Annotated in this window: 5 protein-coding genes; 4 read left to right on the forward strand and 1 reads right to left on the reverse strand. The window is 55.0% G+C overall.

Annotated elements, in window-relative coordinates; translation table 11 throughout:
* Position 1 precedes the first annotated feature (1 nt).
* Genes FW767_RS09600 through FW767_RS09615 form a run of 4 tightly spaced genes read left to right on the forward strand, consistent with a single transcriptional unit; the run spans position 2 to position 4,923 of the window.
* The gene (locus FW767_RS09600; protein WP_147438754.1) at positions 2-184 is read left to right on the forward strand and encodes a hypothetical protein; all 183 of its coding nucleotides are present in this window, start codon (positions 2-4) and stop codon (positions 182-184) included.
* On the forward strand, positions 171-2,108 hold the full coding sequence (gene dxs / locus FW767_RS09605) for a 1-deoxy-D-xylulose-5-phosphate synthase (RefSeq protein WP_121699093.1): 1,938 nt from the start codon (positions 171-173) through the stop codon (positions 2,106-2,108). Before FW767_RS09600 ends, dxs begins: the two co-directional genes overlap by 14 nt.
* Complete coding sequence (gene trkA / locus FW767_RS09610; RefSeq protein ID WP_148463929.1) at positions 2,108-3,445, forward strand: Trk system potassium transporter TrkA; 1,338 nt, start codon at positions 2,108-2,110, stop codon at positions 3,443-3,445. The genes dxs and trkA overlap by 1 nt, the downstream gene beginning before the upstream one ends.
* 2 nt (positions 3,446-3,447) lie before the next feature.
* Entirely contained in the window at positions 3,448-4,923 is a 1,476-nt protein-coding gene (locus tag FW767_RS09615) for a TrkH family potassium uptake protein (RefSeq protein ID WP_121699095.1), read from the forward strand.
* A 1,128-nt stretch (positions 4,924-6,051) separates the two neighbouring features.
* On the opposite strand, the gene FW767_RS09620 is transcribed toward FW767_RS09615, so the two are convergent.
* Positions 6,052-12,954: a leucine-rich repeat domain-containing protein gene (locus FW767_RS09620; RefSeq protein ID WP_150980547.1), complete on the reverse strand. Its 6,903-nt coding sequence runs from the start codon at positions 12,952-12,954 to the stop codon at positions 6,052-6,054.
* Positions 12,955-13,077 lie beyond the last annotated feature (123 nt).

Here is a 13,077-nt window from a genome sequence, read left to right on the forward strand (position 1 = left end):
CATGAACGGGTACGTGATATTCCGGGCAGTATGCCTTGCCCTGCTCTGGCTGGCACTATGCTGGCTGATGCTCTCGACAAGAGGGTTCAACGCATGGACTCTGTTTGTAGTGATAGTGTCGGGAGTTCTCGTATTTGTACCAGTATATAAAAAGTACTTTCGTGACAGGAATGGAAAAAACTGACAATAGCATTGACAGTGTTTCCGCGCATTATCCGCTGCTTGAAACGATAGACTCCCCCGCCGACCTTAGGAAACTGCCGGCGGAGAAGTTGACGCAGGTGTGTGCGGAGATCCGTCAATTTCTTATAAACTCACTCTCTAACAATCCCGGTCACTTCGCATCAAGCATGGGGGCCGTAGAACTTACCGTGGCCCTGCACTATGTGTTCAACACTCCATACGACCGCATCGTGTGGGATGTCGGACATCAGGCATACGGGCACAAGCTTCTTACAGGACGGCGCGACAAGTTCCGAACCAACCGCAAACTCGGTGGACTGAGCGGATTTCCCAACCCGGAGGAGAGCGAGTATGACACTTTCACAGCCGGACACGCATCCAACTCCATATCGGCTGCGCTTGGCATGGCTGTGGCATCGGCGCTGCAGCACGAGTCGCCCAAGCGCAATGTCGTGGCGGTCATAGGCGACGCATCGATAAGCGGCGGCCTTGCATTCGAGGGCCTCAACAATGCCACCATGACCCGCAATAATCTGCTCATCATACTGAATGACAACGACATGTCGATTGACCGTAATGTCGGGGCACTGAATTCATATCTTGCACACCTTACAACCTCCAAGGCATACAATACATTTCGCTACAGGCTGTACAGGCTGTTGAAAAAGATGCATCTCGTCAACGATGGCACCAAAGACTTCATACTGCGGTTCAACAACAGTATAAAATCATTGGTAACACGACAACAAAACATATTCGAAGGACTTAATATAAGATACTTCGGTCCGTTTGACGGGCATGACGTGGAACGCATAGTACGTGTGCTCGGCGACATAAAGGATATGGAAGGCCCGAGACTGCTGCATCTGCGCACTACAAAAGGTAAAGGCTACACACCGGCAGAAAATGATCCGGCATCATGGCACGCCCCCGGCAAGTTTGATCCACAGACCGGAAACCGTCAGTCGGAACCGCATGAAGGCGTACCGCCCAAATATCAGGATGTATTCGGCGAGACACTGCTTGAACTTGCACGCAGCAACCCCAAGATAGTAGGCATAACAGCTGCCATGCCTTCAGGTACATCCATGAGCATAATGCAACATGAGATACCCGGAAGAGTATTTGACGTAGGCATATCGGAAGGCCATGCCGTGACATTTGCCGGCGGTCTCGCCAAGGACGGCATGAGGCCATACTGCGCCATATACTCATCGTTCTTGCAGAGAGCATATGACCATATAATACACGATGTGGCCATACAACAGCTGCCGGTGACCCTGTGTCTTGACCGCGCAGGTATAGTGGGTGAAGACGGAGTCACCCATCACGGAGTATTTGACCTCAGCTATCTGAGAAGCATTCCGGGAATGATTGTAGCCGCACCACGCGACGAAATAACACTGCGCAATCTTCTGTACACATCGCAGGTTGCCGACAACGGTCCGATGGCCATACGCTATCCACGCGGCAAGGGTAAAAATCCTGACTGGAAAGTACCCATGAAGGCTATAGCCATAGGCAAAGGCGAACGGCTTCAGGATGGAAGTGATGTGGCGGTGTTGTCGATAGGCCCTATGGCCAATATCGTAAAATCGGCTATAGAACAAGCCGAAGCCGACGGCATATCGGTAGCCCACTACGACATGATATTCCTCAAGCCTCTTGACGAGGAGCTTCTTGCCGAAGTCGCAGCCAAAGGATGCCCGGTAATCACCGTCGAAGACGGTATAAAAGAGGGCGGTCTCGGCTCTGCAGTGACAGAATGGTTCAATGACCGCGGCCATAAGATACAAGTGACAAGAATCGGCGTACCGGACTCATTTGTCCCACACGGCAAAGTTCCGGAACTGATGAAAATGTGCGGCATGGACGCCGATGCCATACATGAAGCTATCGTTAACGCTCATAAATCTGACAAATAATGAAAATCGTCATTGCAGGAGCGGGAGAAGTGGGCTCACATCTGGCCAAACTGCTTTCAAGCGAAGAGCAGGATATAATGCTACTTGACTCCGATCAGGCACGCCTTGCCATGATGGACGCCAACTACAACATCATGACCGTACGCGGCAATCCCATATCGTTCAAATCGCTGCGTATGGCGGGAGTGGAAAAGTGCGACCTGTTCATAGCCGTGACTCCCGACGAGACTCGTAATGTCGTAGCATGCTCAATGGCCAAAAGCATAGGAGCACAACGTACCGTGGCCCGTATAGACAACTATGAGTTCATGACCCCGGAAAACCGGGAGTACTTCATACGCCTCGGTGTAAATGCCCTTATATATCCAGAACTGCTTGCAGCACAGGAAATCATAACCGCTCTGCGCCGTTCATGGGTACGCCATTGGTTTGAACTGCACGACGGCGAAATCATAATCGTCGGTGTGAAATTGCGCGATAACGCCCGCATTATCGGCATGCAGCTCAAAGACTTTGCCAAAACCGAACATAACTTCCATGTGGCGGCCATAAAGCGTCATCATGACACTATCATTCCTCGTGGTGACGACAGCATACTCGCCGGCGACATACTCTACTTCGCCGTTACACGCGAGCATGTCAATGAACTTCTCGATCTTTGTGGCAAGACAAGCAAAAAAATAAAAAAAGTGCTCATAATGGGAGCGAGCCGCATTGCCATCAGGCTTGCAGCACTCGCCGGCGATGAATTCAAGATAAAAATCATCGAAAACAACATGAGCGCCTGCCGTCTGCTGCCAGAAAAGTGTCCTGATTGCGATATAGTATACGGCGACGGACGCGATATAGACGTGTTGCGCGAGGAAGGTATAGCCGACACCGACGCCTTCATAGCGCTGAGCAACAGCTCCGAAACCAACATATTGTCATGTCTGACGGCCAAGGAATTCGGTGTCCATAAAACCATAGCCGAGGTTGAGGACATACAGTTCATATCGGAAGCCGAAGGTCTTAACATAGGCACTGTAGTCAACAAGAAACTCCTCGCGTCAAGCAAGATATTTCAATTACTGCTCGACCTTGACGTATCGTCATCTAAATGCTTGGCTCTTACCGATGCGGAGGTGGCCGAAATAGAGGCAAAACCCGACAGCAAGATAACCCGCGACGCCGTTAAAAACCTCAACCTGCCCCACGGCATGACCATAGCCGCGCTCATACGCGACGGACGAGGCATGCTCGTAAACGGTAATACCCGCATATGCGCCGGCGACCATGTCGTAGTATTCTGCCTTGCAGGGACAATCCACAAAATCGAACGCCTGTTCAACCGATAGCAATGGCCATTTTCAACAACACGCGACATATCAACTTCCCCATGCTTCTGCGAGTGCTCGGCTGGCTCCTTATCATAGAGTCGATTTTCATGCTGTGTCCGCTCGGAACTTGCCTGATATACTCCGAAGATGACTGGCTTTCATTCTTCATAAGCACAGTGGTGACACTCGTCACCGGCGTACTGATGACATTCTGCATACGTCCGACCAACACCTCGATGGCCAAACGCGAGGGCTTTCTGCTTACAGCACTCGTATGGGTGGTGTTTTCACTGTTCGGCATGCTTCCGTTCATTATGTGCTCCACGCCATTAAGTGTTACCGACGCATTTTTCGAGACCATGTCGGGGTTCTCAACCACAGGAGCCACGGTATATCCTTCGGTTGACATTCTGTCACACGGCATCAACCTGTGGCGTTGCCTGACCCAATGGCTCGGAGGCATGGGAATCATTCTGTTCACACTTGCTGTTCTGCCCATGCTCAACCATTCAGGAGGCATGCAGATGTTCAATGCCGAAGTAACCGGCATAACTCATGAAAAACTGCGCCCGCGTATCAGCCAGACAGCCAAAAGCCTATGGACAATATACTTCGTGCTTACGGCCATGGTATTTATACTGCTGTGGATAGGCCCCATGGACTTCTTCGACAGTCTGTGTCATGCATTTTCCACCATGTCTACCGGAGGCTTTTCGACACGCAACAACAGTATAGCCGAGTGGGACTCCGACTACATCAAAATCATAGTAACCATATTCATGTTTCTCGGTGGCGTCAATTTCGCACTCATTTTCAAGGCCATACACGGCGATATGAAGAGTCTGTACCGCAATGACACATTCATGACATACGTGAAAATCGTCATAGCCGCCTACATAACGTTTGTCATAGCCATAATACTGAGCGGTCAGGCCCATACCATAGAGGATGTCACCATCGATCCTCTGTTTCAGATCATCACCACAATGTCGTCGACAGGTCTTACCGCCAGCAATTTCTTAAACTGGGGTCCGTTCGTTATGGCCCTGCTGTTTATACTTATGTTCTTTGGCGCATGCGCCGGATCCACCAGTGGAGGAGCCAAAATCGACCGTCTGCTGTTTCTGCTTAAGAACACCGGCAATGAGCTTTACCGCTCGGTACACCCCAATGCCATTCGGTCAGTACGCATAAACGGCAACATCGTTTCACCCGACATAGTAGACAAAGTGATTGCATTTTTGTGTATCTACGTCATGATTATATCGGTTGGAGGCATTGTACTTACAGCATTCGGGCTGCCGATCGTTGACTCGTTTTTCAATTCGTTCTCATGCGTGTCCAATATCGGGCTCAGTTCCGACACGACAGGCATGGGCGGCTTCGCAGGTATGCCTGACGTAGCCAAATGGGTTCTATCCTTTCTTATGCTTACCGGACGTCTTGAGATATTTACTGTCCTTATTCTGTTTACCCCGGCTTTCTGGTCCAAATAATCACAAAAGTAGCGTATGTCACCATAGCATGCCATACGCTTCCCTTTTGCTGCAAACCGAGTAAATTTACTCAAATTTGTGATATATGACGTAACTTGCTGGATTTTAGCGCGTCTATGAAACGTAATTGTACTTAATTCGTACTGATTGAGAAAGTTGCCGCAAACGGAGGAATTTGAATTTTTGATTTTTAACATCTGTTTTTGATTTTTAATTGCCTCTTTTTGCCCCCACAAGGTCTGATTTTGGACTATGGCCAATTTTCAACCTTGTAACCGCATCCTCTTTTTCAGTACGAAAAAGACACGTTTAGACGCTGCAAAGATAGCGATTTTTATCGTCATGGGCAAACGTGGCGGGACATCGGCTTGCATCAGACCGTGCCGGGGATGTGTCCGGGAGGCCACGTTCCGACACGGACATACTGCAAGCCCATGTCCCGCCTGACAGGTCCACGCGGATAGAGACCGTATGCCGTCCTCCCGATAGAACGATTGGGAGGACATCATCCGGTCACTATCCCTTTTGCGGGACTATTTATCGCATTGCCGAAACCTGTTTGCACCGGCCGTCCTTTTTATCTTTCGTTGCCAAACGGTATGCCGGATATACAAAACCGGTGAGAGTGAAAGTAAGAGACGGCCTTTCACCTGCCCCGGCATTTGCACATCCCGCATCCCGTTGATTTCAATCCACGCGGATAAAGACCGCTCACTTCCACGGATCGGCAATGCCGTACCGTTCCCTGTGCGGGACATTATCCTCAGCTGGACTACATTTCCGTCTTTTTATTTTTTCTTTCCGCTGCCGCCGCTAATGTATAATCCGCAAAACGAAGCGTGCAACGCCTCCAGAACGAAACGTGCCAAAAATAAAACGAAACGTGAGGCTCAAACAAAACGAAGCGTACCATCGGTGCGCTTTTTTATTACAGCCGCTACTCTCCCATTTTTCAAAAAATTTTCGCCCGACTTCGCCGGGGTCTGTGGGTTGACCCCGGCGCGACTCCGGCTCTCCCCTGCTCCACTCCACTATATTTGAACGGCCTCCGAACATCATTCGAAGGCCGTTCTTTTCGTGTTGCGCTTTTCGCTTTGGGTCGCTGCGCGACCGCTTTGGCTTCGCCGCTCACGCAACCTCGGCCAACGCTTTAAACGCGGCCACGCTCTGCGCCCTGACGAGTTTGCCGCGGAAGGCCAGGCGCGACCCGACATACGCGAACGCATTCGAAGCATCGTTATACGCATACGCGAACGACACGCCGCCACCCGCACTCGCGCCGCTGCCGCCGCGATAGACCACACGGCCTGTGCCGGTCGTCAGCCAGTACATATCGCAGTAGTGCGTAGAGGACGAACCGTTGGTGGTGCCTACGGGGATTACTGCCATATAGAGGCCGTGGGCCACAGCTGCTGTCCATGCGCCGGAGTTGGTATGGCCCTTGATCATTACCGTGGTGCCGTCGGGGAACCATATACGCCACTTGCCGACATTGCCGTTTGTGTTCGGAAGATCCACCCCGTCCATCATGTCGTACTTGTGGCCGTATATGTCCTCATAGCCCAGACAGCAGATATTGTTCATCTGCTCGACGGTCTTTGAACCATACTCCTCCTTGATATACCAGGCATACTGGTGAACGAGGTTATCGATAAGCGAGTTGGTGACATTCGGGTTGACGGCCTTGGCCGCCTCGTAGCCCACGGTGTCGGTCATGCCGTACTTCATTGTACCGCCGACTGTGCGGTTGTTGGTATGGGAACCGGCTCCGCATTGTTCCTGGGCGTCCCTGCGACCATATTTGGCATAGAAGAGGTTGGCGATGCGGAAGTGCATAAGCGCGTCTATCTGCTGCATTCCCCGCTGCGCGCTATAATAGTGGAAGTCGGTCCAGGACATACTTGCCAGCGTGTATTTGCCGGCAACGGCCGCTCTGAACTTGCCGTTGACCTCGGAAGTGCCTACCACGGCACAGAGGTGTTCGTCATCGTAGTACCAGTCCGGCTCCATGTCCTCGATCTTCGTGGAGTTGGACAGCACGACCTTGTCAAACTCTGCCGTGGGCAGTATGGTGAAGTGGAGCGAAACAGCACCTTCGGGCACATCAGATATGAGGTACATGCCCGGCTCGAACTTGTTGGCAAGGGTCGGTACTATGACCTCGCTGACCTTGTTGCCCTGCGCATCGCAGAAGATGGATCCCATGAGGTTTGTTCCGGGAACGGTCGGGAAGCGCACACGCTTATGCTTTGACACATCGACGGAGCAGACAGCATAGGCACTGTCGGTGCTGTATGAGGCGGCAAGGGTAGCCTTCCCGGTCATGATCTTTCTCCCCTGCAGATAGTCGCCGGCAGTCTTAATATCCTCAAGGGTGAGGACATCGGCTTCAGGGCGCGCCGGGGCTTTGTCTTTGGCGTTGTTGCTGTAGCAGGAGTAGTGCTTGGCCTTGAGGTAGTCGTTGATTCCCTTGGACCACATTCCGGGTTCGTACATCATCAGATCGCCCTCGGTGGAATCGAGTTTCGCCGGGGTGCAGTTGGCTGTATCCTCTGCGTCGGCGTAGTAGTTGGAGTTGCTATCGTGCAGGGGGAACCATGTCATCTCGCCGTCAAGGTTGTTCATCGTGGTCTCTACGTTGGCGATGGTGACCTGGCGCGTTGTGGCCTTTTTCGTCACTTTGGCGAGTGTCTTGTGGCGTTTGGCGAGTATCGCGGAAATATGGCCGCTGGGCCTGTATTCGTTGCCGTATTTGTAGCCTGTGCCGTTGTCGAGGTTGCTGACGTTGGCGTCGTCGCTGACGGAGTCGTCGAACTCGATCATGGTGTATTCGGGCTGAACGATGTTCAGTTCGGGGAAGTGGGCGCACATCTGCTCGTAACGGCCCTTCTCGATATACTTTGTAAGCCGTACGGTACCGACAAGGGCGCATGTGTCGGTGTAGTTGCCTTCGGCATCGACGCCGCCCATCGTCATAAACTTGTTGAGCCATGTGCCGTCATCCTCGCGGTCTATGCCGGTGACACGGATGCGGTCGGCATTGGCGCAGCGGTTCAGCAGTGTCTCCCAGTTAAGCCCGGGGCAGTTGTCGAAGATGAAGGTGCGAACGTTGCCGTAGGTCTCCAGTGTCAGGCCGCCGGGGGTGAGCTTCGAGAGATACTCGAGGCGCAGGGTGGTCAGGGTTCCCGGAAGCCGGGCTATTGTCAACGGGGCGCCTTTGGCGAAGTTGACGCTCTGGACTTTCGTGCCTCTCGCGTCGAGTTCCTCAAGTCTTGTCTGGTTGCTCAGGTCGAGGGCGGTGCTCGTGCTGCCGCCGGTCTTGGCCTGGGCCTGGTTCCTCAGGCTGAGTCGACGCAGCTGACGGCAGTTCCCTATCGACAGCCACCACCCGGTGGAGCCGCCTCCCTGCGGCGCGTCGAGGTTGAGTTCGCGCAGCACGGAGCATTTGCCGAGGTCGAGGGCGTTCTTGAGGTGGCCTGCCGCCCCGGTCATGTCGAGGGTCCTTATCCTGCTGGCTCCGTAGAGACGCAGGGGGTCGTTGACGGTATAGGCCCCGGTGATGTCGAGGATGGCGGTGTCGCCGGCATCCACGATGCCGGTGTTGGCGATGTTGGGGCTGTTGTTGGTGCCGTACCCGTAGGCGTAGGGCTCGTTGGCCGTGATCCGCACGGTGTCGGCGGCGTCGCCAGCTGTCCTGGCGAGGTAGAGGTCTATGTTGTCGGAGGTGAAGTTGCTCGTGCCGTATTTGGCGTCGAGAAGGGCGAATCGGTTCCTGATGAAGTAGGTGCGGTGGCTCTTGTTGCTGCCCTGCAGGGCGTAGATGAAGGGCCACACCTTGCCGTACATGACCCTCGTGGCCGGGGCGATGTATTTCAGGTAGCCGCTCTTGTTGAAGGCGCGGTCGCTCCAGTTGCCGCTCTGCTCGTCGTTGAGCATCGACAGCACGCGCTCGACGGTCATCACGGCGCGGTAGTTGGCGGCGCAGCGTCTGAGGTCGTCCTGGAGGTTGGCCAGCACGAGGTTCCACAGCACGCTGTCGAAGCCCTCCATCGCGTATTTGCCGGCCTCGGCATCCCATGTGTCGCGCATGGTGGTGTAGAGGTAGACAAGGAAGCAGTCGTTGCGCTTGCCTAACTGGGTGTCGCCGTCGTAGTAGGTGATGTACCATATCAGCCCGTCCCATGTGCGCAGTATCATGTTCTTGGCAAACTGATCGACTCCAAGTCCGTATTCGCGGTCTATATAGTAGGTGAGTATGAAGTCCTTGTCGAAGTATCGGTCTATCTCGGCCTTGAATTTCGGACTGACATAGGTTGACAGGTTTGATGACGTCGCTCCGGCCGGCACGCATGACCGCAGCCATGAATGCAGACGGAGGATGGCCTGCTGCTGTTTTGTTGACAGCCCGGCCCATTTGACGTCGCCGTCGGTCTGTACCTTCCCGGCTGAGTCCACTCCGTAGTTGACCTCGGCGCCGCCGTCGAATTTCTCGATGAGTTCCGCGTCGGTCTTTGTCGAGAACAGGCACACCGGGGAGGTGTTGTTCAGGGTCTCGAGCGCTATGGGGCATTCGGGGGTGAAGCCTTCCACTCCCTCCATGCCGAACACCGGGCCGCTCTTGCTCTTCTCGTTGTTGAAGTTGTACTGGCCGTAATAGACGTTCTCGCCGTCTGCGGTCTCGGCGCAAAAGATGTCTATGGGCATACCGTCGATGGCGGTGCGCACGTTTATGGCCGCGAGGCTGTTGCCGCCCTGCTCGTACTGGTGACGCTGCGGCGGGGTGAGCAGCCCGAGTTCCTTCATGGTATCATTGAACAGCTTTGCCCAGCCGGTATTCAATGACATCGACGAATCGGAGTAGTCGCTCTTGCAGCAGACGATGGGGACAGGCACGGCACCGGGGCGCATGACGTATTTGTTGCCGGCAAGCACGTTCTTCCCTGTCATGGAGAGTTTCTCGCTCCCCTTGGTGAAGTAGATGCGGATGTTCTTGCTCGGATATTTGGTCGACGACGTGCCCTGTATCCTGATGTAGCAGTTGGAGAGGATGAAGTCGTAGTCCGGCCCGAGCGCGGAGTAATAATAGACGTCGGCCAGGAAGTCGGTCTTTTTGTTGTTGGTCTCGTAAACGTCGTCGAGCATGTTCTTCCTGACGATGCGCAGGACTCCCTTGCCCTGGGCGCGCAGTTTGTCGAGGTCGACATCGCCGTTGTCGCCCAGGATGTCGTTCATGGTGAATTCGCCCATCATCTCCTCGGTGGTCTCGCAGTCGACGATGCGGTTCTCGAGTTCCTCGTCGTCGCTGAGGGCGCGGTTATATACACGTATGCTCTTTATCTCGATGTCGGCCTCGGTGCTGTCGATGGTGATCTCCTGCGGCGTGTCCTGACGGAAGCTGAAGGAGGAGTCGTAGATGTCGGCGCCGTTGCGGTTGCCGTTGATGTAGAGTTCCATCAGCCTGTCCTGTGCGGCCGTGCCTACTGTCAGGGCGACCTTGGTCCACTCTCCCTCGACGATGTTGGTGGCGAGTTTGATCTCGCGCGTCACCTGCTCGTCGTCCTCGTTGGTGTAGGTGACGGTCTGCCCGGTTCTGAAGCTCGCCTCGGAGGTGGTTATCAAAAGGCCTTTGCCCTTGTCAAGGCAGGATACGACGGGGGCGGTGCGGTCCATGATGTTGCTGACGCGCATGGTCATCTCTATTGTCAGGCCTGTGGCCTTGACATCGGTGGCGAAAGGATTGTAGCCGATGGTGGCCCTCGCTCCGTTGGTGAGCTTCAACGCCCCGTCTATCCATCCGCTGCTGCCCCAGTCCACGTTTTCAAACGACGTTGTAATGCCGTTCGATTCCCATTTGGCGCGGTCATCGGGGCTTTCGTCGTTGCTACGTCCGGCTGCGTCGAGCTTGAACTGGAGGCCGAACTGCGCCTCGCCGATGTCGATACCGCTCTCGGCTACATCGACCTGTATGGTGTAGCTTGCTGAGCCGAGCTTGAGTTGCAGGGTCTGACGGCCTTTCTCGGTGAAGCGGTTGGTGTAGGTCTGCGCCGTCCTGGGCACGCTGACGGTGCGTGCCAGGGTGCCGTTGTGCCACAGTTCGACCGTGGCCGGAACCACGGAGGGGTCGTAGGCGGCGAAGTCGAAGGTGCATTTCTCGTACTGCCCTGCCTCGATGACCGGGACGGAGTGAGCCGCCCCGGTGAGTATGCGCCCGTCGGGGTGTATGATCTTGGTGCCTATGAAGGGCGCGCTGCTGCCGCGTTTGAGGATGTCGAAGTAGATGCTCTCGCTGCGGAGCGTCAGGCCGTCCTGCTCCATCTCGGCCACCATCTGAACGGTATGGCGCCCCACCGACAGCCCGGCCATGTCGAGGGTGAAGTTGGAGTTGGTAGTGCCGCTCCTGGTCACGGAGTGGAGGTTGCGCTGCACCCCGTCGACATACAGTATTACGGATTTAGTGCCGGCACCGGACACGGCATAAGGTATCTCGACCTTGTCGTGTAGGTCGTAACCGCCCTGCGCGAGTCCGGCGGCCACGTTGTATGAGCTTGAGAGGTTAAGGCTGACGACCTTGACGCTGACGTAGGCCGGCTTGCGCTGCTGCTTGCCGGTGGTAGGGTCGGTAGTGGTGGCGGTGACATAGATGTCGCTCGTGCCGAGAAGGAGGTATTTCGTAAGGTCGAGGGTATAGGTGCCTTTGCTCACATCCTGCCTGGTCTCGCTGTAGGTGGTGACGATGCCGCGCTTGACGGTGATTTCCACTGTGGCCTTCTGCCCGGTGCTTGTTCCGGCTTCCTCGCCGGTAAACTGGTGGTCATAGCTCCATGTAAGGATGGCGGAGCCGCCCTCCTTTATGGTAGACGCACTCAGCGATGCGTTCAGCACTATCTTGGTGCCGGCGGATTCTCCGCCGCCGCCCCCGCCAGCCGGTATGTTGAATTCGGTAATGACGGAGCTTTTGCTCTTGAGCTGCACGGTGACGGTGCCGTCCTCGTTCTCTATGACCTCGTTGTTGAAAAGAGTGCCGGATTCCAGTTCCGACAGCTTGGCTGTCACTACCCCGTTCTGCACCGGGTTGGTGCTCGAGGCGTTGAGGCTGTCGTCGACCTCCACCTCGTCGATGGTGATGCCGACATTGCCCTCCGCGTCCGGCGTTTTCTTTTCGCCGTTGACGGTGATGCTCCTGACGGTGTTCTTCGAACCGTATTCTTCCCACGCGCCGGGATTGGTGAATGTCGACAGGCTCGTGCCGATGAAACGGTAGTCCTCCCATTTGCCGGCCGCGCTCTCGAAGGTGATGATCATGCCGCGCTTATGGTCATCGTCTATGTCGGCCTCGGCGAGTTTGGCCACGGCGGTCGCCTTTGTGTAGTAGCCGGTTCTCAACGGATGCAGGGCTGTGACGTTGTAATATCCGCTGCCGCTCCCGGTCCCGGCGGTGGCGAACGGCATCCACTTGGTCGCGTCGGATATGTCGTTGTCCGGGTCGCCGGTAAACTGCCACGACTCCCAGCCTTTCGGGCCGCGGAATATCATCACGCAGCCAATGGACATATACTCCTCCCCATCGGATTGTGCTAGATTCGCAAGGGCGTCCTTTGCGGCTGACCAGTCGGCGAACACCCGGTCTTTGTCACCGAGTATGTCGTTGACCAGTACGACCGGGTGCCGGCGTGCGGCCTCAATGGCCACCTGAAGTTGCGATGTGGCATCATTGGCTGCCGTGGCGGCATCCCGCGCCTGTGTAGCCGCAGTATTTGCTGCCACAGCAGCCAGTCCGGCCGCGTCCTTGGCATTGTTGGCTGCCTGCGCCGCTGTATTAGCATTAGTGGCGGCAGCGTTGGCTGTCCTGGCCGCGTCCTCGGCCGGCTTGCGCAACAGCGACACAGGGGCGCTTACGACCTCCGTGCCGCGTATTGCCGGCAGTGTGGTGATTCCTTCGAGGCTCGATACTACGGGTAGTTCGTCGATGCTCTGGCTCTCGGCTTTGATCGCGTTGAGCATTTCGTTCTTTTCTGCCTGTGTAAGTGCCATATGGAAAAGCCACTCTACTTTGACCCTTTTGGCCAAACAGAATTTACCCACCTTGGCCATAATATGATTGACCCTTTAAAGTCCTGGTGTTAGGGGTCAATTTTATTTTACCCTTTTAATTCT

The sequence above is a fragment of the Heminiphilus faecis genome, assembly GCF_008728965.1.
GTDB classification, from domain to species: domain Bacteria; phylum Bacteroidota; class Bacteroidia; order Bacteroidales; family Muribaculaceae; genus Muribaculum; species Muribaculum faecis.

Excerpts from the sequence above, each read along its gene's own strand:
- FW767_RS09600 (WP_147438754.1), top strand. The coding sequence starts at position 2 with ATGAACGGGTACGTGATATTCCGGGCAGTATGCCTTGCCCTGCTCTGG.
- dxs (WP_121699093.1), top strand. The coding sequence starts at position 171 with ATGGAAAAAACTGACAATAGCATTGACAGTGTTTCCGCGCATTATCCG.
- trkA (WP_148463929.1), top strand. The coding sequence starts at position 2,108 with ATGAAAATCGTCATTGCAGGAGCGGGAGAAGTGGGCTCACATCTGGCC.
- FW767_RS09615 (WP_121699095.1), top strand. The coding sequence starts at position 3,448 with ATGGCCATTTTCAACAACACGCGACATATCAACTTCCCCATGCTTCTG.
- FW767_RS09620 (WP_150980547.1), bottom strand. The coding sequence starts at position 12,954 with ATGGCACTTACACAGGCAGAAAAGAACGAAATGCTCAACGCGATCAAA.